The organism is Rathayibacter sp. AY1D5, from assembly GCF_002932515.1.
Classification (GTDB): domain Bacteria; phylum Actinomycetota; class Actinomycetes; order Actinomycetales; family Microbacteriaceae; genus Rathayibacter.
Map to the genome: position 1 here is coordinate 1 of NZ_PSVU01000054.1, position 23,714 is coordinate 23,714.

Below are 23,714 nucleotides of genomic sequence, written 5' to 3' on the forward strand. Positions count from 1 at the left end.
CGCCCGGCGCCCGCGACCTAGGGTGAGGGCATGCATCCGCTCGACGCCCAGGACCCGCTCGCGCACTGCCCCGAGCTGTTCGTCCGCACCCTCCGCCTCCTCCCGCCCGGAGCCCCGCGCATGAGGGTCACCGACACCAGCGACCTGTGGTGGCGCACCGCCGTCTTCTACAACCTCGACGTGAAGACGTTCATGGACTGGGACGACGACGGCGTCGGCGACCTCGAGGGCCTCGTCCACCGGATCGACTACCTGGCCGAGCTCGGCGTCAGCTGCCTCTGGCTCGCGCCGTTCTACCGGTCCCCCGGCCGCGACAACGGCTACGACATCAGCGACTTCTACGGAGTGGACGAGCGCTTCGGGCACCACGGCGACGTCGTCGAGGTGATCCGGACCGCCCACGACCGCGGGATGCGCGTGATCGTCGACCTCGTCGTCAACCACACCTCGGACCAGCACCCCTGGTTCCAGGCCGCCCGCTCCTCCCCCGACAGCCCGTACCGCGACTACTACGTCTGGCGCGACGAGCCGCCCGCCGATCAGCCCGCGAACGTGTTCCCGGACGCGGAGGACGGCGTCTGGTTCCGCGACGAGGAGGCGGGCCAGTACTACCTGCACCACTTCTACCGGCACCAGCCCGACCTCAACACCGAGAACCCGGCCGTGCGCGACGAGATCGCGAAGCTCATCGGATTCTGGCTGCAGCTGGGCGTCGACGGCTTCCGGGTCGACGCGGTGCCGTACCTGATCGAGCCCGGCGCCCGCGACGAGCACGAGTGGCTGCGCCTGCTGCGCCGCTTCGTCTCGCGGCGCTCCGGCGAGGCGATGCTGCTGGGCGAGGTCAACGTGACCCGCGAGGAGCAGCTCGGCTTCTTCGGCGGCGAGGACGCGGACGAGCTGTCGATGCAGTTCGACTTCATCGGCAACCAGCGCCTCTACCTCGCGCTGGCCCGGGAGGAGGCGGCGCCGCTCGTCGAGGCGCTCGCGAGCCGCCCCGAGATCTCCGTCGGCAGTCAGTGGGCGAACTTCGCGCGCAACCACGACGAGCTCACCCTCGACCAGCTGAGCGACGACGAGCGCGACGAGGTCTTCGCGGCGTTCGCTCCGGAGCAGTCGCAGCGGATCCACGGGCGCGGCATCGTCCGCCGCCTCCCGCCGATGGTCGACGGCGACCCGCGCCGCGTCCGCCTGGTCCACAGCCTGGTCTTCTCGCTGCCCGGGACCCCGGTGCTCTACTACGGCGAGGAGATCGGGATGGGCGAGAACGCCGACATCCCGGGCCGCAGCGCCGTGCGGACCCCGATGCAGTGGAGCAGCGCCGCCAACGGCGGTTTCTCGCGTGCCGACGCCTCCGACCTGATCGCCGCCCCTCCCGGCGGCGGCTTCGGACCCGAGCACGTGAACGCGGCCGCGCAGCTCCAGGATCCGGACTCCCTCCTGGCCCACGTGAAGGGCCTCGCCTGGCTGTACCGGCGGTCGCCGGAGATCGGCTGGGGCGAGTACACGCACCTCCCCTGCGACGAGCCGAGCGTGCTCGCGCACCGGATGTCCGCGTCGACCGGCACGACCGTTGCGGTGCACAACCTGGCGTCGAACCCGCGCACGGCGCACCTGACGCTCCCCGACACCCCCGCCGGGGCGCGGCTGGTCGACTCCCTCGGCGGCGAGTCGCTCCCGCTCGGCGAGGACGGCGCCGTGTCGGTGCCCCTCGACGGCTACGGCGCGCGCTGGTTCCGCGTGGTCACGGAGGAGTCGCGCCGGCTGGTCTGAGCGGAGCGGAGGGGCGGGGCTCTTCTCGACAGTCCAGGAGTCGTCGCAGTCGACCTCGAGTGCGACGACTCCTGAGTTCTCGCGCGAGCGAGCCGAGCGCGCGGCTCGAGAGTCCAGGAGTCGTCGCAGTCGCGCTCGAGTGCGGCGACTATCGGCGTTTCGAGGGGGCGGGGCGGGGGACGGAGGACGAAAGCACCCGCCGCACGAAACGTTACGCACTCCAGTCCAGCGCATCGTTGACGCCGCTACCCTCCCCCGCCTACCGTGAAGCGCAACGTTTCGCCCCCGCCGCCGCACCAGGAGGATCCGCATGGCATCCACTCCGCCGAGCCACCGCGTCCTCGCCAGCGGCAGCCGCATCCCCGCCATCGGCGCCGGGACGTTCGGCTCCGACCGCTACGACGCCGAGACCGTCGGCCTCGCGGTCGAGCACTCCCTCCGCGCCGGCTTCCGCCTCCTCGACTGCGCCACCGTCTACGGCAACGAGCCGCGCGTCGGCCGGGCGATCGCCGACTCCGGAGTCGACCGCGACGAGCTCTTCGTCATGTCGAAGATCTGGAACGACGCGCACGAGCCCGCGGCGGCCGTCGCCTCCGTCGAGCGCTCGCTCGCCGACCTCGGCCTCGACGTGCTCGACGCCGTCTTCGTGCACTGGCCCTTCCCCAACCACCACCCGCCGCACGCCGAGACCGACGCGCGCGATCCGCACGCCCGCCCCTACGTCCACGAGGCATTCCTCGAGACCTGGCGCGCGCTCGAGAGCCTGGTCGACCGGGGCCTCGTCCGGCACCTCGGCACCTCCAACGTCACCATCCCCAAGCTCGAGCGGATCCTCGCCGACGTCCGCATCGCCCCGCAGCTGAACGAGATGGAGCTGCACCCCTGCTTCCAGCAGCCGGAGCTGTTCCGCTTCTGCCTCGACCACCGCATCCAGCCGATCGGCTACTCGCCGCTGGGCTCGCCGTCGCGGCCGGAGCGCGACCGGGTGGAGGGCGACATCGTCGACATCGAGCACCCCGCGGTGCGGGCGATCGCCGAGGAGCGGGGCGTGCATCCGGCCGTCGTGTGCCTCGCCTGGGCGGTGAACCGCGGCCAGATCCCGATCCCGTTCGCGGTGAAGCCGGAGCAGATCGAGGCGAACCTGGCCGCCGCCTCCCTGGTGCTCACGGCCGAGGAGCAGGAGGCGCTGCGCGGCGCCGAGCGCAACAACCGGCTGATCAAGGGCCAGGTCTTCCTCTGGCCCGGCAGCACCGGCTGGCTCGACCTGTGGGACGCCGACGGCACGATCCCGGGCTGGAGCGGCTACGGCTCTCCCCGCGCCACCCTGTGACGTGGCCACCTACAAGGACCTGCAGCGGCTGACCGGCCTCTCGCTCTCGACCATCTCGAAGCACTACAACGGGCTCCCCGTGCGCCCCGAGAACCGGGCGGCGATCGAGGCGGCGGCCGCCGAGGTCGGCTTCCGCGTCAACGGCTTCGCTCGAGGCCTGCGCTCGCGGCGCTCCCGCACGGTCGGAGTGCTGCTGCCCGCCCTCGACAACGAGTTCCACCTCTCGATCATCGCGGGCCTCGAGCGGGCCCTGCGCGAGGAGGGCATCGGCGTGCTGGTCGGCGTGAGCCGCCCCGAGCCGGGAGCCGCGGTCGACCTGCTGCTCGAGAAGATGGTCGACGGGATCGTGGCGGTGCCGTCCGCGGGCGACGTCGACGCGCTGCGCCGCGCCTCCGAGCAGGGCATCCCCGTGGTGGCCGTCGACTGGATCGACGACGCACTGGTCACCGATCGCGTCGCGCTCGACAACGCGGGCGCCGGCGCCTCCGCCGCCCGCCACCTCCTCGACCACGGCCACCGCTCGATCGCGGTGCTCGGCGGGGAGGACGGAGTGTCCTCCACCCGGGAGCGGACCGCCGGCTTCCTCGCCGACCTGGCCGAGCGCGGCGTGCACCCCGCCGCCGACGCCGTGGTGCGCGGCCCGCTGACGGTCGAGAGCGGGGTCGCCGCCGTCGAGCGGATCCTCGCCCTGAGCCCCCGGCCGACCGCCCTGTTCGCGAGCAACCGCGAGCTGACGGTCGGCGCCCTGATCGCCCTCGGCGACTCCGGACTGCGCGTGCCGACGGACCTCTCCGTCGTCGGCTTCGACAACGTCGAGCTGGCCCGCGTGGTCCGCCCGCACCTGACCACGATCGCCCAGCCGACGGAGGCGATCGCCGCCGAGGCCGCCGCCCTCGTCCGCCTCCGCCTCGACTCCGGGGCGGAGCAGCCCGGTCCCCAGGAGCGGAGGCTCCCCGGCCGCCTGCTCGCCGGCTCGTCCGTCGCCCACCTCCACGACCTCTAGGAGCTCCTCTTGCTGACCACGACCCTCCTCCACCCCGAGATCCTGCACGCGCTCGCCCGCGCGGGCCACGGCTCCCGCGTCCTCATCGCCGACGGCAACTACCCCGTCGGCACCACGCTCGGACCGAACTCCGCGCTGGTGCACCTGAACCTCCGGCCCGACATGCTGACCGTCGACGAGATCCTCGACGCCCTGCTCTCGGCGATCGTCGTCGAGGAGGCGACGGTCATGACGCCCGCGCCCGGCATCGACGTCCCCGCGCAGGACGCCTTCCGCCGGTCCCTCGACGGCGTCCCCTTCACCTCGCTCGAGCGGCACGCCTTCTACGCCGAGGCGCGCACGCCCGACGTCGCGCTCACCATCGCCTCGGGCGACCGCCGCATCTACGCGAACCTCATCCTCACGATCGGCGTGCGCCCGGCCGACGCGTCCTGAGCGAGGGGCGGGCGGGGCGTCGTCCCGCCCGACCCCGCTCCCTGAGAGTCCACGAGGCGTTCTCACGGCCGGCATCCCTACTCTGGTCGGCGTGGATCTCGACACCCTCCTCAACATCGGCCTCGTCGTGCTGTTCGTCCTCCTCGGAGGCGTCTTCGCGGGCACCGAGATGGCCATCGTCAGCCTCCGCGAGAGCCAGGTCCGCGCGATCGAGGCCGGCAGCGAGCGCGGCCGGCGCATCGCCGAGCTCGTCCGCAACCCCAACACGTTCCTCTCCGCGGTCCAGATCGGCGTCACGCTCGCCGGCTTCTTCTCCTCGGCGTACGGCGCCTCGACCATCGCGCCCGACCTCGTGCCGCCGCTGCAGTCGCTCGGCCTCTCGGCCTCCGCCGCCTCGACCGTCGCCCTGATCCTGATGACCCTCGTCATCGCGTACCTCTCCCTGGTGCTGGGCGAGCTGGTCCCCAAGCGCCTGGCGATGCAGAAGTCCGTCGCATTCACCAAGGCCCTCGCGCCCCCGCTCAACGCCCTCGCGCGCCTGATGCGCCCCGTGATCTGGCTGCTGTCCGTCTCGACCGACGCCGTCGTCCGCCTCCTCGGCGCCGACCCGCGCGAGAAGGGCGAGAGCGTCTCGGCCGACGAGGTGCGCGACATGATCTCCAGCAACACCGAGATCCACGAGGACAGCCGCCGGCTGCTCACCGACATCTTCCGCGCGGACGACCGCCGCGTCGCCGAGGTGATGCGCCCGCGCCCGGACGTCGACTTCCTCCGCGGCGCGCTCAGCGTGGCCGAGGGCTACGCGGCGGTCCTCGACCAGCCGCACTCGCGCTACCCGGTGGTCGGCGACGACTTCGACGACGTCCTCGGCTTCGTCCACGTGCGCGACCTGATGTCCGCGTTCCCGGAGGCGGGCCGCGCCGGCACCGCGAGCAGCGTCGCCGACATCACCCGCCCGATCCTCGCGGTCCCCGGCACGACGAAGGTGCTCGCGGCCCTGCGCACCATGCGCCAGGACGGCCACCAGATCGCCGTCGTCATCGACGAGTACGGGGGGACCGACGGCATCATCACGCTGGAGGACCTGCTCGAGGAGCTCGTCGGCGAGATCTACGACGAGTACGACGGCGCCCGCCAGGCGGTCGACGCGAAGGCGGCCGAGCAGCTGCACGACGTCGACGGCGGAATGATCCTCGAGGACCTGGCGGAGCAGCTGGGCATCGAGCTGCCCGAGGGCCCGTACGAGACGGTCGGCGGATTCGTCCTCGACCGGATCGGCCGCGTGGCCGTGGTGGGCGACTCCGTCCTCGTCGGCGACCACCTGCTCCGCGTGGCCGAGACGGACCGCTACCGCATCTCGCGGCTGACCCTCGTGCCGCAGCCCGCGTCGGAGCCGAGCCCGCCGACGGCGCCCGCCGCCTGACGGGCGACCGGCCGCGCCTAGGGCAGGGGGCCCTCCACCCAGCGCGTGGCGGCGCGGCCGCGGGCTCCGGGCTGCGCGATCCACAGTCCGCCGGCGTGCGGATGACGCGCCCGCTCGTCCGCCGAGAGGTCGCGCGAGGCGGAGGTGACGACCGCGATGTCCAGGTCCTCGCCCGCGAAGGCGATGCTGGAGGAGTGCGGGGCGTCGATCCTGATGCCCTCGCCCTCGACCGGGCTGCCGTCGGCCCCGAACACGCGGACGCCGCTCCCGCCCCAGACCGCGACCCACACGCGGCCGTCGGCGTCCACGGTCAGCCCGTCGGCGAACACGCCCTCCTCGAGCTCGACGAACGGCTCGCGCGGGCCGTGCTCGCCGTCCGTGTAGGAGCGGCGGTGGATCACGCCGGACTCGGTGTCGGCCGAGTACAGCACGGAGCCGTCCGGCGAGAAGCCGAGTCCGTTCGAGAGCCGCAGGTCGTCGTCGAGCACGGTGACGGATCCGTCGTGCTCGATGCGCAGCAGGACGTCGTCGCCGGCCGACTCCCCGAGCGTCAGCGACCCGACCAGGAGGCGCCCCTGCGGGTCGATCGTGCCGTCGTTGAAGCGGTGCCCCTCCGGCAGCAGCTCGGAGCCGCGCGTGAGGGAGCCGTCGACCTCCAGGATCGCGAGCCGTCGGGTCAGCGCGACGAGCGTCCGCCCGTCGCCCAGGGGCAGCGCGGCGCCGACCTGCTCGCCGACGTCGGTGCGCGAGATCGCTCCGATCCCCTCCGCGGTGACGGGGGCGGACAGGACCGCGCCGGCCTCGATGTCGACCCAGGTGAGGCGGGCGGTGTCCGGATCCCAGACGGGCCCCTCGCTGAGGACGTAGGTGGGGGTGCCCGCGGGCGTCGCGTCGATCATGCCTCCACGCTAGGCCGAGGAGGCGGGCGGTGTCAGGCCCCGCGGGACGGATCCGGGCTCGCGTCCACCGCGCCTCGCTCCGGATCCGTACCGATGAGCTCCGCGCCTCGCTCCGCCTCCGGGTGGGCACCGATCCCCGGGATACACCCGCTCGGCGGTCCGTGACAAGGGGTGAATAGCCCGGCGATATGGAGCCGCCGGCGGGTCTAGTGTCGTCTCGCCGCGCTCGGGACAGCGTTCCTCCGCAACGACGCCGGGGCGACAGGAAGGCGCTCGCCATGTCGACATCCACCAGTCCGCGCGGCCCGGTCCGGAGCCTCGTGCCCGCCCGCATCGACAGGCTCCCCTGGACCCGCTTCCACTGGTCGATCGTCGTCGGCCTCGGCTTCTCGTGGGTGCTGGACGGACTCGAGATCCAGATCGTCGCCTCCGCCGGCTTCGCGAAGGAGTTCGGGCTCTCGGCCTTCGAGGTCGGCCTGCTCGGCACGATCTACCTGTGCGGGCAGATCGCGGGCGCCCTGATCTTCGGGCGACTGAGCGACAAGCTCGGGCGGCGCAAGCTGTTCATCCTGACGCTCGTCATCTACCTGGTCGCCAGCGGCCTGGCGGGACTCGCGCCGAACTACGTCTTCCTCGCCGTGTTCCGCTTCTTCGCGGGCATGGGGATCGGCGGCGAGTACGCGGCGATCAACTCCGCGATCGACGAGCTCATCCCCTCCAAGTACCGCGGCCGCGTCGACATCGCGATCAACGGCACCTACTGGGGCGGCGCGGCTCTGGGCTCCGCGGCCAACCTGTTCTTCCTGAACGACGCGCTCTTCGCCGAGAACGTCGGCTGGCGCCTCGGCTTCTTCCTCGGCCCGATCCTCGGACTGGCGATCATCTACCTCCGCCGCCACATCCCCGAGAGCCCCCGCTGGCTGATGACGCACGGCCGCGAGGAGGAGGCGGAGCGCACCGTCGACGAGATCGAGCGCCGGGTGGAGGCCGAGGGCGGCGTGCTCGAGCCGGTCGACGACGCGAAGGCGATCACCGTGAAGGCGACGGAGAGCATCCCGTTCCGCACCATCGCCCGGGTGCTGCTGCGGCAGTACCCGAAGCGGACGCTGGTGGGCGCGACGATGATGATCACCCAGTCGTTCCTCTACAACGCGATCTTCTTCACCTACGCGCTGGTGCTCGAGAACTTCTACGGAGTCGAGCAGAGTGCGATCTCGTACTTCTTCTTCCCGTTCGCGATCGGCAACCTCGTCGGGCCGCTGGTGCTCGGCCACCTGTTCGACGTGTGGGGCCGGCGGAAGATGATCTTCCTCACCTACGGCGTCTCGGGAGCGGTCCTGGCCGTCTCGGCGGTCCTCTTCAGCATGGACGTCCTGACCGCGACGACGCAGACGATCCTCTGGTGCGTGTCGTTCTTCTTCGCCTCCGCGGGAGCCTCGAGCGCCTACCTCACCGTGAGTGAGATCTTCCCGCTCGAGCTGCGCAGCCAGGCGATCTCGTACTTCTTCACCCTCGGCCAGATCGCCGGAGCGGTCGCCCCCGCCCTCTACGGCGCCCTGATCGGCGACGGCAGCGACCGCGGACCGCTGACGATCGGCTACTTCGTCGGCGCCGCCGTGATGATCCTCGGCGGCGTGATCGCCCTGATCTTCGGCGTGGACGCCGAGCGCCGCAGCCTCGAGAGCATCACCGAGCCCCTGTCGACCGTGAAGTCCTGAGGGCGGATCGCCGCCTGCCGTCCGAGCGCCGCCCGGGAGCGGCGTCTCGGAGCCGGCGTCTCGGAACCGGCGCTCCGGAGCCGGAGTGGGCCGGCGTCAGTGGGCCGGGCGGTAGCCGGTCCGGTCGTCGGGGGTGATCTGGCGGAGGACGCGGGCGGGGACGCCGGCGGCGATGGTGAGCGGAGGGACGTCGCGGGTGACGACGCTGCCCGAGCCGATCACGGCCCCGTCGCCGATGGTGACGCCCTGGTTGATCGTGACGCCGCCGCCTATCCAGACGCCGTCGCCGACGACGACCGGCTTCGCGGAGCAGGCGCCGGCCGCGCGCTCGGCCGGGTCGAGGGCGTGGTTCGACGTGTAGATCGAGACGCGCGGGCCGAACAGCACGTCGTCGCCGATCGTGATGGGGGCGCCGTCGAGCAGGATGCAGTCGAAGTTCGCGTAGAAGCGGTCGCCGATCGTGATGTTGAAGCCGAACTCGCAGCGGAACGTCGGCTCGAGGTGCGCGTCCGCGCCCACGGAGGCGACGAGTTCGCGGAGCAGAGCCTCCCGCTCGACCGATGGTCGCCCGAAGCTCGCGTTGTACGCGTTCGAGGCGAGGACAGCCCGCTCGCGCGCGGCGACCAGCTCGGGGGTCATGTCGTCGTACACGGCGCCGGTCAGGATGTGCGCGCGCTGGTCCTCGAGGGTCATCGTCGTCCGTTCGTCGGTGTCGGCGCCCCGACGGGCGCCCGCGCCCACGCTACGGGGCCGCCGCGCGCCGGGACGCCACCTCCTCCGCCGACGCACCGCTCCTGCCGCGGCGTGTCGCCGATGGAGCGGCGTCTCGGCGGCATCCCGCAGCAGGAGCGGTACCTCGGCGCCGCCACGCCCCCGCCGCGCAGCAGGCGTCAGCCCACGTGCACGCCCGGCCGGCGGTCGCGGCGGGACTCCGCGCGGCGGAGGACCTCGCGGGTGACGGGGGCGACCTCGCCGGTGCCGGTGATGAGGAAGCGGAACATGTTCGAGATGGGGCCGCCCTCGGTCCACTCGAAGTAGACGTCCGGGATCACGCCGGTGAGGTCGCGGATCTCGAGCAGCACCGTGGCGATGGTGTTCGGGATGTTGCCGCTGGTCACCGTCAGCACGCGGAAGCCGTGGCAGACGCGGCCCTGCACGACCAGGTCCTCCTCGAAGTCGGAGGAGTCGGTGGTGTGCACCTCGAGGAAGAGCACCGGGCCGCGCATCGGCAGGTTGCTGTCGCGCTGCTCCTCCGCCAGCTTGTCCCGGTACTCCGCCTCGGAGCCGTCGTCGGGCTCGTTCGCGAGGATGCGGATCACGCCGTAGTCGTCGGCGTCCGTGGTGAGGAAGTCGATCGCGGCGGCGTCGAACACCACGGAGGTGGCGCGCAGCTGGAACGAGCGGTGCACCCGCGAGACGAGCGAGACCGCGAGGATGCCGACGATGAAGACCGCCGCGATCCGCACGCCGTCGGGCCTCTCGACCACGTTCACGACCGTCGTGTAGACGAAGACCAGCGCGATGACCGCGAAGCCCACGGCGCGCTTGCGCTGCTTCCTGCGCTTCGCCGAGAGGAACACGGCGACGGACGCGGAGGTGATCAGCACCAGCACGCCGGTCGCGTAGGCGCCGCCCTGCGCGTCGACGTCGGCGCGGAAGAGGATCGTGATGACGAAGGCGACGACGGTGAAGACCAGCACGAGCGGACGGACGGCGCCGGCCCACTGGGGAGCCATGCCGTAGCGGGGCAGGTAGCGCGGGACGATGTTGAGCAGGCCGGCCAGCGCGGAGGCGCCCGCGAACCAGAGGATGCAGATCGTCGCGATGTCGTAGACCGTGCCGAAGCCCTCGCCGAGGTACTCGTGCGCGAGGTAGGCCAGCGCGCGGCCGTTGGCCTCGCCGCCCGGCTGGAACTGCGCCTGCGGGATGAGCAGCGTGGTGACGAAGCTCGAGGTGATGAGGAACGCCGACATCGTGACGGCGGCGGTGATGAGCAGCCGCTTCGCCCCGCGGATGCGGCCGACCGGGGCGTCCTCGGTGTCGCCCGCGTCGCCGCGGATCTGCGGCATGACCGCGACCCCGGTCTCGAAGCCGGAGAGCCCGAGCGCGAGCTTGGGGAACACGATGAGCGCGATGCCGACCATGATCAGCGGATTCCCGTGCTGGGTCGTGAGCGCCGACCACCAGTCGCCGATGACGACGGGGTTCTCGGCCACGTGCCCGATCGCCACGGCGATCACGATCGCGTTGAGCAGGAGGAACACGGCCACGAGCACGACCGCGATCGAGATGGCCTCGCGGAACCCGCGCAGGAACACGATCCCCAGCAGGGCGATCAGCCCCAGCGTGAGCGGCACCTCCGCCCCGTGGAACCAGGCGGGGGCGAACGGGTTCTCGACCGCGTGCGCCGTCGCGTCGGCCGCCGAGAGGGTGATCGTGATCATGAAGTCGGTGGCCGCGAACCCCAGCAGCACGAGCACGAAGAGCTTGCCGCCCCACCAGGGCAGCAGGCGCTCGAGCATCGCGATCGACCCCTCGCCGCGGAAGCTCTCGCGGGCCACGCGGCGGTAGACGGGGAGCGCGCCGAGGAGGGTCAGCACCACCAGGACGATCGTCGCGAGCGGCGAGACCAGGCCCGCGGCGAGCGCCGCGATCGCCGGCTGGTAGCCGAGGGTGGAGAAGTAGTCGACGCCGGTGAGGCACATGACGCGCCACCACGAGTGCGTCCTGCCGGTGGCCGCGTGGGGGCCGGGGTGGGCTCCGGAGTCGTCGCGGAGGCCCTCGAGGAGCCACGCCTTCACCCCGCCCGCGCGCGCGGAGGAGAGAGGGGAGGGTTCGAGGGCGTCGGGGTCGCCACGGACGACGGAAGAGGTCACTGGATGTTTCTACTCGCCGTGAGGAGCGCGCCCGCCCGGAATGAGCGGATCCTCACGCTTTCCTCACGGGTAATCGGCTGGGGAGGGACGTCGACGCGCGATCCCGCGCCGTGAGGGCATCGTGAGCGTCGCGCGAGCGGACCGTGCGGATCGGCCCGGTACGCGTCCGCGTTCCGTCAGGATCCCCTCGCACCCGCCGTCGCGGGCCGACGATGGCGCTCGTGCACCTGCTCCTCCGCCTCCTCGACGCCGGCCCCCGCTGGGGCCGCCACACCGTCGGTGCGAGCCGCTACGGCGTCGTCCGGAGCGAGCTCGTCGTCTTCGCGCCCGGCACCTCCGTCGAGGAGCGGACGCGCCTCCGCCTGCACGCGGCCGGTCCGCAGCTGGTCGTTGCCGTGACGGCCGCCGGCGCCGTCGGGACGCTCGCGCTCGACCGGCTGCCGCTCCTCCTGCTGGCCGCGCTCGCCCTGCCGACCGCGTCGCTCCTGCTCCTCTCGGCCCGCGCGACCCGCCGCCTCCGCCGGGCCTGCGCCCGCCGGCTCGTGATCGCGGACGTCGACTCCCCCGCCGTCGCCGAGCAGGCGGCGATCGCGGCCGTGCTGCGGCGGGCCGACCGGCTGCTCGACGCCGGCGTCCTCACTCCGCTCGAGCACGAGGAGGTGTGGGCCTGCGCCCACGACCGGGTCGCGGGCCGCGTGGCTGACCGCCGCTCCCAGCCCCGAGCGGGAGGATCGGGGACGTCCGCCACCGATGGGAGCCCCTCATGACCACACCGCGCCGCGCACTGATCCTCGTCGACGTGCAGCAGGAGTACTTCAGCGGTCCGCTCGAGATCCAGTACCCGCCGCACGCGCAGTCGCTGCCGAGGATCGCCGCCGCCCTCGACTCCGCCGCCGCGGCGGGCCTCCCGATCGCCGTCGTCCAGCACAGCGCGGGCGAGGGAGCGCCGATCTTCGACCCGTCGGGTCCGTCCTTCGCGCTGCACCCGGAGATCGAGAAGCGCCGCTCGGATTCGTGGAAGAACGTCACGAAGCAGTTCGGCACGGTCTTCGCGGGGACCGACCTGCTCGACTGGCTCCGCGAGCACGACGTCGACACGATCACCCTCGTCGGCTACATGACCAACAACTGCATCCTCGCCTCGGCCGCCGAGGCGGAGACGCACGGGCTCCGCGCCGAGGTGCTCTCTGACGCGACGGGCGCGATCGCGATCGCGAACGACGCCGGCTCGATCGACGCGCACTCCCTGCACACCACGCTGATGGCGCTGCTCAACTCGAACTTCGCCGCCGTCGCCCCGACCACCGTCTGGATCTCGGCGCTGAAGGGCGAGTACACCCTCCCGATGAGCAGCCTGCCCGAGTCGGCGACGGCGGGCGCCGCTCGCTGACGGGCACTCCTCCGGACGGATCGGCCGGCTCTACTCTCGGTGCATGGCCCTTCTGCACCGTGCGACGATCACCCCCGGGAAGCTCGAGATCGTGGAGGCATGGGCGCCGACGCAGCCCTGGTGCGAGGGCGGCGGATTCACGCAGCTCGGCGCCTACCGGTTCGACGACCCCGATGGCGAGGTGGGAGTGGAGACGCTGATCGTCCAGTCGACCGGGCAGCCGCCGCTCCAAGTGCCGCTGACCTACCGCGGCTCGCCTCTCGCCGGCGGTGACGCGCATCTCCTCGCGACCGTCGAGCACACCGTCCTCGGTCGTCGCTGGGTCTACGACGGTGCCGGCGACCCCGTCGCGATCGCCGCCTTCGCCACGGCGATCCGCACCGGCGCCCGGGAGGTCGAGCAGCATTTCGAGGAGGACGGGCAGCGCATCGTCCGCCCGCCGACCGCGACGGTGCAGGGCAGCGGATCAGGCGCCGGAGCGTCCGGGCCGCCGTCGACGGTGCTCGTCCGCAGCGACGCACGGACCACCACGACCTCGGCCGACGGTCTGACTCTCGTCCTCGCGCGGGTCCTCGCGCCGCCGTTCCTCGAGGGCGAGGAGCGGCTGACCGGCAGGTGGAGCGAGGCGCTCCCCGTCACCCTCGCCGTCCTGGCCTGAACCGGCTCCGGTGGTCCGCCGCCCTCCGTCGCCCGGGTCGTGGGCGACGGACGGCGGCGCGCTCCGGGAGGACCTGCTCAGTGGCCGCGCAGTGCCGCGACGGTCCGAGTGGGACTAGTCGTTCAGGTGCGCGATGGCGTAGTCGGCCTCGTCGCTCGTGAACTGCTCCCCGTACTCGCTGGTCAGCTGGTCGCGGATGGCCTCCGGCGCCATCGCCATCTGGGCCTGGTAGTCCTTGGCCTTCGCCAGCGCGTTGGCGTTCCAGTCGGCGGAGACGGTGTCCACCGCGTACTGCGCGGCCTCGGGCGAGAACTGCTCCCCGTACTCGGAGGTGAGCTGGCCGTACAGGCCCGCCTTGCTCATGTGGAGCATCTCGGAGTAGCTCTGCGCCTTGATGAGCGCCGAGGCGAACTCGGGCGAGACCTGCGCAGCCGCTGCCGTCTCGACAGGGGCGGGGGCGGGCGCGGCCGTCTCGACCGGGGCTGCTGTCTCGACGGGTGCGGGCTCCGCCGTCTCGACGACCGCCGCCTCCTCCGTGGCCGGCGCGACGGGAGCGGTGGTGGGCTGGGACGACTCGACGATCACGGCCGCCGGGCGGTCGCTCGAGGCCGAGTTCACGGCGGCTCCGCCCGCGTGGCCGGGTCGGGTTCGTGGCCGCTCTGCTGCCGGTACTCCTTTTCGAGCTGCTTCGTGGTCTCTCGGATCACGGCGGAACGGGAGGAGAACGCGGACATCAGCTCGGTGTCGATACCGGCGATCTCCATCACCGGACGCCGCCCGTCCGCCACCACTCGGGCTTCGACGGCGACCCCGAGGCGGTCGCGGGGAGCGGCCATGACCTGCTGGTTGTAGAACTCGGACGCAGCGACCGGCTGCTTGTGCAGCAGCGCCCCGTCGGTCGCCCGCCAGTTCCCGTCGATGCCCTGCACCTTATTCGACACGACCAGGTGATCGTGCAGCTGAGGATCCCCGGTCCGCGAGTCGTAGTGCCGGAACCTGGACGCGATCAGCCCCCCACGCACATCCTCCTGCGCGACTCCATCCCGGCCCGTGCGCGTCGCGATCGCCGTCTCCTCCAGGTACCCGACGGCCGCGGCGATCGCATCCTGATGCGCCTGCTCGACCTGCCGGCGGGTCTCGTCATCACCTAGCGCCCACAACACCGACACGGACTTCACGGGCGAGAACACCAGGTCATAGCCCGCGACGGCCTGCTGCTGCGGGCGCTGCGCGGCGGTGATGAACCGGCCCAGCTCCTCCTTGTCGACCGGGTCGCGACCCTTCGCATCGCGGAACGCGATCGCGCCCTCCTGCACCCGGATCCGGCGCCGCTCGTCCGCGTCCGGCTCCCGATGGTGTATGCGCGTGAACGCCTCGTACCCGTCACGGATCTGCGCCCCGAGGCCCTCGTCCTTCACGTCGTACCGGTAGTACGACGCCCCGAGCTTCACCGACCGCTCTGACTCGCCGGCGTCCAACAGCGCGTGCGCGTTCGGGTGCAGACCCTCGCCGTAGAGGGCCTTCGTCTGCGCCTCCGTGACCTCCCCGCGAACCTCCCGCGCCGCGTCAGCGGCGAACACCGGGCGGCTCTCTGCGTCCAAGCCGACGGTCTCGCCGAGGCCGGCGAGGCCCGCGCCCATCCACGCGCCCGCCGGATTGCCGTCCGCGGTGCAGTAATCGCCGAGCTTTCGCTCGCCGCCACGGCGCACGTCAGCGGTCGCCACCTCACGCGTGTAGTAGGTGTAGCCGTCCCCCGCGGACTGTTTGTGAAGAGTCATCACCTTTTGAAAGTACCCGGAAGGTCAAAGATGCAAGAGGTGTGACGACCCAGAGACCGAAGAATGAGGGAACGACCTGACGAGGAACGAGAAAGACGGGTCAGGCCGGAACCCACCGGGTTCCGCGCGGAGTCGACGCCAGAAGCCGAACGAAGTGAGCGCGGCGTCGACGGTGCGGCCAGGAACGAGCACGCGACGGTGGGCGGTGGGAGCACAGCGGACGCCGTCCACGGGTGTATGCGAGTGAGGCCGCACCGCGAGAGCAGCACCCGCAGGGTGCGACCGAGCAAGAGGCGCCTTCGGAGGCAGCTCCGCCGCGGCGCGCGTGCGCGCTGCTACCGTCGGAGACGCTGGCCGATCGCGCGGGCCGAAGTTGTGGGCGTTAGGTCCGGGGCGCCGCGGCTCCTCGTCACTCCTTTGGGAAGGTGAACAGCGCTCCGAAGGAGAACTGGTGGAGAAGGTCCGTCGCGATGGACCTCGCGGAAACGAGCCTCTCTGAAGTCGGGACGCCTGCTTCGATCGTGGTGAGGATCGGGATCGGTTCCAGGACTTCGCGAGAGCCCTCGAGGAGTCCATGGTCTCCGTGTCGGTCCGGTCCGTGCGCTCGAAGACCCGGAGGAAACTTCTGGGCCGCCAGCATATCGACGCGCGCGACGTATCGACCGGAGCGTCCTTGCTGCTTCGATCGCGCTTCAACCAGGCCTACGAGATCGCGGGCGAAGCCTTCGACTACCTCGACCTGCACGTAAGCGCGGCCGTCGTTGACGGGATTCGACTGGAACGCATCGACGCAGAGCGCGATCGTGCCGTCGTCGTGAAGCTCGACTCGAATGCTCTCGCCGACGGAGGCCACGTCGTTCGTTCGGCGATCCTCGAAGATCCGCCGTCTGAGACCCAGCCTCTGCGTGCTCCCGGTGTAGCTGGCCCATTGCAGGGGCGATCCGAATGTTTCTGCGCCGACGAGTTCGGTCGACCGGTCTTCTGCCTCGCTGAGGACGTCGAGGAACTCGCGGCTCGTGAGGGGGGTGGAGTCGATTCCCGGGCCGACTTCAGGGCGGGCGACTCCCACCAGCCAGGTCTTCTTCGTCCGGTCGAGGCCGTGCATCGCCTGCGCGACACCCTCCTCCAGCTGCGCGCTGAGGGACGCGGCGGTCTGGAATCGCTTGGAGTACGCGTGAGCGAGTTCCGGCTCAGCGAGCCATCGGGTCTCGGTTCCGTACCGGACAGGGGCCCTCAGCGTGTTGTCACTCGAGCTGACGAAGTGCGGCGCGTTGGTGCTCGCGGGAATCGTGATCGCGATCTGCCCGACGGCCGCATTGTCAGCGGACGGGATCGGGGTGACATCCAGCGGGGCGACGACCGGCTTCAGGTGGGCACCGGCCCACTGGCGCAGCCGTTGCAGCTCGGGCTCCGAGATGTCGATGTCGTTGATGGCCTTCGCGGTACCTCTGCCACGTTCCTCTTCAACGCCCATGACGATGATGCCTCCGGACGCGTTGGCCATCGCGGCGATGTCCTTCGCGAATTCACGGGCGGCGTTGTCGCCGCCGGCGGCGGCGGGGGCACTCTTCTTCCAGTCCAGATTGTCCGACTCGGCCAGGTTCACCTCGATCGCTTCGTCGATCAGGTCGCGAGTGAGAGGGGAAGGCTCGCGGCCGAGAGCTCGGTGGAGCGTTGTCATCACTGGTTGCACGCGGCCAGGCTCTCACGCGCGCGACGTTCACGGGCAGTCCCGGCCGAGCTGTTGGAGTGCTGCTACCGTGCTGGGCAGGTCAGGGTTTCCACGCGCACGTCTGGGTGTGAGCGTTAGGTGTTTGGTGTGGAAGGAACCGGCCTGATGGGTGCTGGACGAACGAAGACCGCTGCGCAGATCGACGCGCGGAAGAGGGCGCGGGACCGCGCAGCCGTGTACCGGGAGCGCGAGGAGAAGCTCGAGAACCTCGCGACCGACTACTTCGCGGCCACCGATCGTGAGGACGCGATCCTCACGGAGCTCGAAGAGGAGATCCGGAAGCTGCCCGCGGCATCGGAGGAGCAGGCGACGGCCGCTCGCCTCGACGAGGCGAGGGCGATCGCGGGGATGGGCGCATACGTCTCCCCGGCCGAGACCGCGGAACGATTAGGGATCACCTCGGCGAATGTACGCGCGGCGATACGAGCCCTCACCGAAGCGACAGCCACGGCCCCAAGCCCCACGGAGGACGCCAATGACGACGCCTCCGACGCTCACGAGCGTGAGCACGACTCGGCTGGCGAGATGGAGGTCACGGCGTGAAGGGCATCTGGGGAATGCGGGCGCTCCTCCTCCGAGCAGTAGCCCTGCTGTTTGTGGTCTATCCCGTCGGGAGCGCGTTCGGGACCGTCGGCGCGGCGGTGTGGGCGAACAGCCGCGACGCGTTCGGCGGGGTCGCTGTTGACTCCGAACTGGTCATTGGCGCGGGATTAGCAGCCGGATGGTCGACCGTGGGTCTCGTGCTCGCGCTCGGCGCCGCTCAAGTCGCGCTGCGGTGGATCAAGACGGCTCTGACGATTCCTACCACCCCGATGTATTCGGGAGATGGAACAGCCGCATCCGGTGCGGTGCTTCCGGCACGCGACCGGGCTTAGAAGAGCACAGGAAGGTCCTCGTCGATGCCGACGAGGACCTTCCGCAAGCTCGAGCACGAGGGCCCGTAGCGCCCGCGCTCGCGCAGCGCGCTCGAGTCGGCCGGCGCCGGTGGGCTGCGAGCGTCGTCGAGGGGCCTCCGTAGCGGCCATGCTGGGTGCAGTCGATCTTATTTGCGCGCCCATCACCCTCGCGCAGATGCTATATCGCCTCGTCCGCGTGCACGCACAGCGGCACGACGCACCAGGACTCATCACGTCCCGCTCGAAGGCGCGGCCGGCAATCTTCTCGAATGCGTACCGCTGAGGCCGGAGGACCTGCTGCTCGCCGTCGACGGTGCGCGTCCACAAGCGGCGGTAGCCGTGGTCGCCGGTCGCTCCCGTCCAGATCCAGCAGTCGTCAGGTTCGGGGCCCTTCACGACGCGCGTCCGCTGACGAAAGCCCAGGGCTGTCGCGATCGGCCCCCTCGCGGAACATGCTGGGCCCATTCGGGTACCACCACGCGACGCTCCGGCCTAACCCCCTCGAGCTCATGTATCGCACGCTACACCGCCAAGCAGAACACCGCTATAGAGCCTCACGCTCGACCGTCACTATCTACTAATCTTCGAGCGCGGCACCCGCATCGCGTAACCGATTGATTCCGTCGACTTGAGAGCGGAATCTCGCCCCTGCAGGATTTGCAACCAGAACGACACCTTCGTACCAATCGCAGGCTAGCAACTCCTCAATTTGAACGACAAACGTCGTATTTGAAAGGTCGATCTTTCTCCATCGCCCCGCCTCAGCTTGCGCCCTTGTCATCACAGCCTGATGAGTTGGATTTCGCCTAATGCGTCGGGGCGCATACCCACGAAGGGCTATGTCCCCAATTGCTTCCGAAATATCTAACGACCAACTCGAGTCATCTGGCTCGACCCTTAGCGCCTGAGCAAACTTCTGCGCGAGGGGGGAAGCGGTCGGCGCAGAGACACCCTTTTGGATAACGAGCGGTGAGAACTTCCCCTTCAAAATTACTTGATCAAATTCGCACCCATTTATAAATCCCGAAAAAATGTCTGCGCGCAAATTTTCGACAGTGACGTTTTGTAGTACCGCCCCTGACAAACTACTACTCTTGCCCACCACGTTCTTAAGACGTAGGTTCCGCAGTAAGGGCCTTCGCGCAATATCCTCCGTCAGCTCTGTTGAGCACCCGGAAAGCCGCAAACCGTCGACACTGACGTTTTCGGTCACGGATCCGGCCTCCGCCACGAACCGGTCAATTTCTAACGATTTGATCAACTGCCATACCTCCACTGTCTGTACGTCGCGATTCTATCCGGTCCCACGTACCACCGCTTTAGATGTCTTGCTACAGTCTTCTCATTATCGGTTGTAACTTCGTAACCCTTAATATTCTTATAAGCTACAAAATCCGGCATGTGCGCGCCGCCAATATATTCGAAATAAAGCATGACCTCCTTCTTGGAAGCAACATATCTTTCTATTGCTTTACCATTATTAACGGGTCCAAGCCAAGGCCTCGTCGCTCGATCCGCGGGTTCCGCTGATTGCGCCGGTAGGGGAGGCCAGCGAGGTCGCTGGGCAGCTGAAGGTCGTCGGCGCGGTCGACGACGATGTAGGTGCGCTCCCGCCCGAGTACGCCGATGAACAATCCCAGCTCGAAGATCACGTTGTCGCGCGCGACTACTCGGGACTTCCCACGCACATCTGCCGTGTCGCCGGCCGTGGCGATGAGCACAGCGAAGTCGGCGCGGTGGGCGGCCTTCAGAAGAGACTCCATCGTGAAGTCGGAGAGCTCGAAGACGCCCTGACTCCACGTGATCGCTTCGCACGATCCACGACTGTGCAGAGCGGACTGCAGGTAGTCGGCGATCTCGATTCCCTCCGAGGACGAGCCGATGAAAACGGTCGGCAGGTCTTCGGATGGGGATGACGATCGCGAGGGCACAAGTCGATCGTAGGAGTGGGTGACCGGTCGGGTCGGTTAGAGCCAGCGTTCGGCGAGGTGGTCGGCCGAGACTCGACGGATGGTGCCGGAGGTGGAGCGCAGGACGATGAACTCGGTGTGGATGAGGTGCCCCTCCTTGCGGACGCCGCGCACGAGGCCGCCGTTGGTGACGCCGGTGGCGACGAAGAGGTGTAGTCGGAGTTGACGAGGTCGTTGGCGTGCAGGACGCGGTCGAGGTCGTGGCCGGCGTCGATCGCTCGCTGGCGTTCGTCGTCGTCCTTGGGTCATGACGGAAAGTGGTCGACCAGTCAACCAGTGCGCGATTCTGCTGTCTCCGGACGGAAAGTCTGTCTGTCCGATGTCGGAGGGATGTGGTCGGATGGCGCCATGAGCGCCGGACGCATGCCTCCCCAGCAGCCGCAGATTCCCCGAGGGTTGAGCGGAGACGACGACTACGGCGATCAGGTGCTGCGCTCCGCGGACCTGATGATGGCGATGCTCGAGGATCTACGTGCGCAGCCCTCGCCGGTGGACTCTGCGGAGCAGCAGATAGCAGCTCAGCTGCAGGTCTTGACGGAAGCGCTGAAGAAGCATCGTCCTGAGCGGGTGACGGAGCTCGCGCGGCTCGCGTGCCTTCCGTGGTCGCTGGCCGGGCGGGTCAAGCCGGAGACCGAGGGGGGACCGGCGAAAGCGGAGCTGCTCGCCTTACTCGCGCTGGTGTCATCGTCCACGACGACGGACGGCTCAGCCGCGGACGAGCGCCCGAACTCACTTTACGAAGCGGCTCACGAGTGGGCGGAGCAGGCGGAGGGACTCATCTACTCAGTGCAGGCACTGCAGATCCTGCACGCGGAGGCGAGCCCGGGCGATCCATTCGCCACTATCGCAATGTCGTCGCGGATGCGGGAGGTCTGGGTGCGGAACACGTCCTACCCCGACATGGTCAAGACCACTCACGATCTCCTGTTCAGCGATGAGCCGACTCGCTCGGAGATCATGTCCCTTGCGGGGTTCGACGCCAACGATGCTCTGAACGTCCTGACCGCTCTGCACGATCTTCAGGTCGCTGCCTTCAACGAGCGGGTGCGGGCTCGGGAGATGGTGTTGCGAGAAGGTGCGGCTTCCGGGACCAGGGATCCCGAGGCCGATGTCGTCCGTCGCGCGAGAATCGCGCACAACGACGCCTGGCAACCGACCGCCGATCGGGTGGCTTTCGCGCCGGAGGCGATCGCCGCTCGGGCCGAAGTTGAGGAGTCGGTCGCCGAGGCCGTGCTCAAGCAGTTCGCCGTCTCCGTGCATGGCGTGAGTGCCCGAGACGTGCTGGAGGGCTTCGTCGGCGGGGACAACCCGCTCAGGACGAGTCCGGTGATCCGCACCGACCGCGGCACGTTCCTCATCGTGCACGACGCGCTGCTCCAGCCGGCGATCCGGGAGAACTTCGAGCAGCTCCTCAAGTCTTCGCCAGCGGCTTGGGAGGTCTACCAGAATCGCCGCGGTGACGTGCTCGAGGAGACCGGGAGGGCGGCCCTGGAGAAGATGCTCCCTGGGGGCACCACCTACTTCGGCTTCGACTACTTCGTGCCGGTCAACGCTCAGGAGCGCAGCGGCCCGCCTGCCGGGTACACGAAGAGGGTCGAGGGCGATCTGCTGATCGTCGTCGACGATGTGGCGATCGTTGTCGAGGCAAAAGCCGTCGCTCTGACGCCGGCAGCACGGGCGGGGGAGACACGCCTACTTCGGCGCAGTCTGGTCGGCATCATCACGAAGGCGGCGGAGCAGGCGACCCGGACGCAGACGCGGATCGCGGAAGACGGCGGCCTCCGACTGCACCAGGGCGGGTGGCTGGACCTTTCGCACATCAGGGAAATCCACACCGTCGCACTGAGCTTGGAGGACTTGTCGGGTGTCGGGATCGCGACGCACGATCTGATCGACGCGGGACTGCTCGACGCAACGATGACCCCGTGGGTCGTGTCGATTCACGATCTTCAGGTGATCGCGGACGTCATCGACCGGCCCGCAGAGTTCCTGCTCTACCTTCGCCGGCGCCGTGACCCAGAGGCCTCTCGCCTGTACCTCGCTGCCGACGAACTCGATCTCCTGCTCTACTTCTTTCAGAAGGGGCTCTACGTCGAACCCGACCCGACGCTAAAGCAGCTACCCCATCTGCGGGTCCGTGAAGCACGAACAGCAGACGTACGGCGTCGCGCGCGGCAGCAGACGCTCATCATCACGAGTCTCACCGACCCGCTCGATGCATGGCACGAGGCGCAGATCGACCCCATGAAGCCGCGTGCTCCGAAGCCGCGGAGACTCGGAAGCCCGATGAACGCCCTCGCGGACGAGCTCCAGCGGCGCGGCGGCGTCGGATGGTTGAGCCTCGGAGCGACGCTGATCTCGGGATCGACGAAGACACAGAGCGATTGGACACGGCTCCCAAAGAAGCTGATCGATGAGTCGACGGGAAAGCCGCGCTCGTGGACCGCGCCGTTCGGGACCACGCCGGAGGATGCCTGGCTCCTGGTCTGGGCGACCTTGCCTGAGGACGCTAATCTCGCGGCGACCACAAACGATTTTCAGCAGTATTTGAAGGCAAAGAAGTACCAGCTAGAGCTGCGGCGCGGCGCAGTCCTCCTCTATGACGAAGTCACCCGTGGCCTCGTCGACGTAATGTACGACGGAACGCTGCCCACTCCCGATCCGCAGATGGATGAAGAGGTGAAGAGGCTGCTCCCGATCGCAAAGTTCGCGAGCGCTCCTCCGCCGGTCAGGCGCGGGCAGCGTCCTCAGCCGAAGCGCAAGAACAGGAAGTGAGGTCGTGTTCACGCGAGAGAGTTCAGCTCGTCTGATCGGTCTCGTCGCCGAGGGTCGCGATCAGGCGAGCACTGGCTTTGCTCATGTGGGTTTCCAATGCCGAGCTGGCCGTGTTCGCGTCGCGGTCGCGGATAGCCTGTCATCTGCAGGACATCCACCAGTTGGATGAATCGGGGAGCTAGAACAGATCGCGCAAGTCGTGGCATTCCTCGCATCGTTCGCGGCGAGCTTCGTCCCACTGTTCGAGACAAAGAGGGGCCAGCCGAAGTATTTCAGGCAAGGATTGAGACAGTCGGAGTCTGTCCGCAACGCTGAAATCGACGTTTTCGATCGATGCGTCAGTCTTCAGTAGCGTGGCGGGGATGAAAGTCCCGGCTTGGTCTGCGTACCTGCCGCGATCCAGATGCATGTCCAGAAAAACAATCACCGCCGTCGACTCGCTAGAAGCCAGCTCGCTCCCACGCCGGAGCTTGAGGATCGCCGGCACACCTCGATTTTCGATCGACGCGTACTCCCCCTCGAGGTCGTGAGTGAGCACGAGGGGATCGTCGGCGCCTCCGACGACCGTCGCGTTGTTGATGCTCAGGGGATGACATGTCGTCGCTGCATGTCGCAGGACATCGAGCGTCCCTCGGTCATCTGCCCAGGCGCCGAGGTACGCCTTGGTTAACACGTGAGGGCGTCGCACTGGTCCAGCCATCTTCAGATCGTAGATCGCAGGATCAGCAGTGACGCCTCCTCGGCGCACGCACCGGCCCGGTGCAGCCCGTCCGTGTCGCCAGGGATCACCGCAGTGGTTGCTAGTGGTGAGTATGGACAGCTCCGAAGCCGGTCGTCTTCAGAAGCGAGGCGAGCACGGCGAGACCGCCGAGGACGACGCCGGTGATCGACATCGCCTTGGACTGGCCGCGGCGCAGGGCGAGGACGCCCAGGACGACGGCGGCGATCCCGACGAGTGCCCCGAAGACCGGGACGAGGCCGACGAGGAACGCGACGATGCCGACGACGAGTGCGGCGATGGCGAGGCCGGCCGGGCCGGTCGCGCGGGGGCGGGGAGGGAG

22 protein-coding genes and 1 pseudogene are annotated in these 23,714 nt (G+C 69.4%); 12 read left to right on the forward strand and 11 right to left on the reverse strand.

The window, feature by feature from the left end:
* Nucleotides 1–120: 120 nt before the first annotated feature.
* From C5C82_RS14315 to C5C82_RS14335, 5 genes are all read left to right on the forward strand, one after another.
* Entirely contained in the window at nt 121–1,770 is a 1,650-nt protein-coding gene (locus C5C82_RS14315) for an alpha-amylase family protein (protein ID WP_104329829.1), read from the forward strand.
* Between the two features lie 310 nt (nt 1,771–2,080).
* Nucleotides 2,081–3,100: an aldo/keto reductase gene (locus tag C5C82_RS14320; RefSeq protein ID WP_104355258.1), complete on the forward strand. Its 1,020-nt coding sequence runs from the start codon at nt 2,081–2,083 to the stop codon at nt 3,098–3,100.
* A 1-nt stretch (nt 3,101) separates the two neighbouring features.
* On the forward strand, nt 3,102–4,103 hold the full coding sequence (locus C5C82_RS14325; protein ID WP_104355259.1) for a LacI family DNA-binding transcriptional regulator: 1,002 nt from the start codon (nt 3,102–3,104) through the stop codon (nt 4,101–4,103).
* Between the two features lie 9 nt (nt 4,104–4,112).
* Nucleotides 4,113–4,538: an RbsD/FucU family protein gene (locus C5C82_RS14330; RefSeq protein ID WP_104225080.1), complete on the forward strand. Its 426-nt coding sequence runs from the start codon at nt 4,113–4,115 to the stop codon at nt 4,536–4,538.
* Between the two features lie 91 nt (nt 4,539–4,629).
* Entirely contained in the window at nt 4,630–5,961 is a 1,332-nt protein-coding gene (locus C5C82_RS14335) for a hemolysin family protein (protein ID WP_104355260.1), read from the forward strand.
* 17 nt (nt 5,962–5,978) lie between these two features.
* On the opposite strand, the gene C5C82_RS14340 is transcribed toward C5C82_RS14335, so the two are convergent.
* Nucleotides 5,979–6,860, reverse strand: coding sequence for an SMP-30/gluconolactonase/LRE family protein (locus C5C82_RS14340; protein WP_104355261.1), 882 nt, complete (start codon nt 6,858–6,860; stop codon nt 5,979–5,981).
* 278 nt (nt 6,861–7,138) lie between these two features.
* On the opposite strand from C5C82_RS14340, the gene C5C82_RS14345 reads away from it, so the two are divergent.
* Nucleotides 7,139–8,578 (forward strand): MFS transporter, encoded by a 1,440-nt coding sequence (locus tag C5C82_RS14345; RefSeq protein ID WP_104225083.1) that lies wholly within the window; start codon nt 7,139–7,141, stop codon nt 8,576–8,578.
* Nucleotides 8,579–8,674: 96 nt separating this feature from the next.
* On the opposite strand, the gene C5C82_RS14350 is transcribed toward C5C82_RS14345, so the two are convergent.
* The gene (locus tag C5C82_RS14350; protein WP_104227332.1) at nt 8,675–9,271 is read right to left on the reverse strand and encodes a sugar O-acetyltransferase; all 597 of its coding nucleotides are present in this window, start codon (nt 9,269–9,271) and stop codon (nt 8,675–8,677) included.
* A gap of 197 nt (nt 9,272–9,468) precedes the next feature.
* Nucleotides 9,469–11,454: an amino acid permease gene (locus C5C82_RS14355; RefSeq protein ID WP_374952929.1), complete on the reverse strand. Its 1,986-nt coding sequence runs from the start codon at nt 11,452–11,454 to the stop codon at nt 9,469–9,471.
* A gap of 221 nt (nt 11,455–11,675) precedes the next feature.
* Here C5C82_RS14355 and C5C82_RS14360 point away from each other — a divergent pair, with 221 nt between their 5' ends.
* The 3 genes from C5C82_RS14360 to C5C82_RS14370 are packed head-to-tail and all read left to right on the forward strand — an operon-like array spanning nt 11,676 to nt 13,502.
* A complete protein-coding gene (locus C5C82_RS14360) occupies nt 11,676–12,221 on the forward strand; it encodes a DUF6611 family protein (RefSeq protein ID WP_146083722.1) in 546 nt (181 codons plus the stop codon).
* A complete protein-coding gene (locus C5C82_RS14365) occupies nt 12,218–12,844 on the forward strand; it encodes an isochorismatase family protein (protein WP_104233860.1) in 627 nt (208 codons plus the stop codon). Before C5C82_RS14360 ends, C5C82_RS14365 begins: the two co-directional genes overlap by 4 nt.
* Before the next feature lie 43 nt (nt 12,845–12,887).
* Complete coding sequence (locus C5C82_RS14370; protein ID WP_104227321.1) at nt 12,888–13,502, forward strand: hypothetical protein; 615 nt, start codon at nt 12,888–12,890, stop codon at nt 13,500–13,502.
* A gap of 114 nt (nt 13,503–13,616) precedes the next feature.
* Here C5C82_RS14370 and C5C82_RS14375 read toward each other — a convergent pair whose 3' ends face one another.
* From C5C82_RS14375 to C5C82_RS14385, 3 genes are all read right to left on the reverse strand, one after another.
* Nucleotides 13,617–14,120 (reverse strand): Ltp family lipoprotein, encoded by a 504-nt coding sequence (locus C5C82_RS14375; RefSeq protein ID WP_104227320.1) that lies wholly within the window; start codon nt 14,118–14,120, stop codon nt 13,617–13,619.
* A complete protein-coding gene (mobF, locus tag C5C82_RS14380) occupies nt 14,117–15,280 on the reverse strand; it encodes a MobF family relaxase (RefSeq protein ID WP_104355262.1) in 1,164 nt (387 codons plus the stop codon). Before mobF ends, C5C82_RS14375 begins: the two co-directional genes overlap by 4 nt.
* A 409-nt stretch (nt 15,281–15,689) precedes the next feature.
* Nucleotides 15,690–16,961: a helix-turn-helix domain-containing protein gene (locus C5C82_RS14385; RefSeq protein WP_146079016.1), complete on the reverse strand. Its 1,272-nt coding sequence runs from the start codon at nt 16,959–16,961 to the stop codon at nt 15,690–15,692.
* Nucleotides 16,962–17,117: 156 nt separating this feature from the next.
* Here C5C82_RS14385 and C5C82_RS14390 point away from each other — a divergent pair, with 156 nt between their 5' ends.
* Nucleotides 17,118–17,555, forward strand: coding sequence for a hypothetical protein (locus C5C82_RS14390; RefSeq protein WP_104227317.1), 438 nt, complete (start codon nt 17,118–17,120; stop codon nt 17,553–17,555).
* Complete coding sequence (locus C5C82_RS14395) at nt 17,552–17,887, forward strand: hypothetical protein (protein ID WP_104227316.1); 336 nt, start codon at nt 17,552–17,554, stop codon at nt 17,885–17,887. Before C5C82_RS14390 ends, C5C82_RS14395 begins: the two co-directional genes overlap by 4 nt.
* 598 nt (nt 17,888–18,485) lie before the next feature.
* Here C5C82_RS14395 and C5C82_RS17355 read toward each other — a convergent pair.
* From C5C82_RS17355 to C5C82_RS14405, 3 genes and pseudogenes are all read right to left on the reverse strand, one after another.
* Entirely contained in the window at nt 18,486–19,121 is a 636-nt protein-coding gene (locus C5C82_RS17355; RefSeq protein ID WP_146079015.1) for a hypothetical protein, read from the reverse strand.
* A gap of 250 nt (nt 19,122–19,371) precedes the next feature.
* Nucleotides 19,372–19,839, reverse strand: a complete 468-nt coding sequence (locus tag C5C82_RS14400) for a nucleotide-binding protein (protein ID WP_104355263.1) — start codon at nt 19,837–19,839, stop codon at nt 19,372–19,374.
* Nucleotides 19,840–19,875: 36 nt separating this feature from the next.
* Nucleotides 19,876–20,123 (reverse strand): annotated as a pseudogene (locus tag C5C82_RS14405) (fructose-bisphosphatase class II); the annotation flags it as partial.
* Nucleotides 20,124–20,226: 103 nt separating this feature from the next.
* Between C5C82_RS14405 and C5C82_RS14410 the strand changes: the two are divergent.
* Nucleotides 20,227–22,653, forward strand: coding sequence for a preprotein translocase subunit SecA (locus C5C82_RS14410; protein WP_146083071.1), 2,427 nt, complete (start codon nt 20,227–20,229; stop codon nt 22,651–22,653).
* A 178-nt stretch (nt 22,654–22,831) separates the two neighbouring features.
* Here C5C82_RS14410 and C5C82_RS14415 read toward each other — a convergent pair whose 3' ends face one another.
* A complete protein-coding gene (locus tag C5C82_RS14415; RefSeq protein ID WP_104227311.1) occupies nt 22,832–23,191 on the reverse strand; it encodes a hypothetical protein in 360 nt (119 codons plus the stop codon).
* Between the two features lie 262 nt (nt 23,192–23,453).
* Nucleotides 23,454–23,714 (reverse strand): hypothetical protein (locus C5C82_RS17665; protein WP_181134452.1); only part of this gene is annotated, 261 nt, incomplete at its 5' end.

Bases quoted from the DNA above. Each gene is read 5' to 3' on its own strand.
- C5C82_RS14370 (WP_104227321.1), top strand. From the start codon at position 12,888: ATGGCCCTTCTGCACCGTGCGACGATCACCCCCGGGAAGCTCGAGATC.
- C5C82_RS14320 (WP_104355258.1), top strand. From the start codon at position 2,081: ATGGCATCCACTCCGCCGAGCCACCGCGTCCTCGCCAGCGGCAGCCGC.
- C5C82_RS14410 (WP_146083071.1), top strand. From the start codon at position 20,227: ATGAGCGCCGGACGCATGCCTCCCCAGCAGCCGCAGATTCCCCGAGGG.
- C5C82_RS14390 (WP_104227317.1), top strand. From the start codon at position 17,118: ATGGGTGCTGGACGAACGAAGACCGCTGCGCAGATCGACGCGCGGAAG.
- C5C82_RS14365 (WP_104233860.1), top strand. From the start codon at position 12,218: ATGACCACACCGCGCCGCGCACTGATCCTCGTCGACGTGCAGCAGGAG.
- mobF (WP_104355262.1), bottom strand. From the start codon at position 15,280: ATGACTCTTCACAAACAGTCCGCGGGGGACGGCTACACCTACTACACG.
- C5C82_RS14345 (WP_104225083.1), top strand. From the start codon at position 7,139: ATGTCGACATCCACCAGTCCGCGCGGCCCGGTCCGGAGCCTCGTGCCC.
- C5C82_RS14350 (WP_104227332.1), bottom strand. From the start codon at position 9,271: ATGACCCTCGAGGACCAGCGCGCGCACATCCTGACCGGCGCCGTGTAC.
- C5C82_RS14340 (WP_104355261.1), bottom strand. From the start codon at position 6,860: ATGATCGACGCGACGCCCGCGGGCACCCCCACCTACGTCCTCAGCGAG.
- C5C82_RS14315 (WP_104329829.1), top strand. From the start codon at position 121: ATGAGGGTCACCGACACCAGCGACCTGTGGTGGCGCACCGCCGTCTTC.
- C5C82_RS14385 (WP_146079016.1), bottom strand. From the start codon at position 16,961: ATGACAACGCTCCACCGAGCTCTCGGCCGCGAGCCTTCCCCTCTCACT.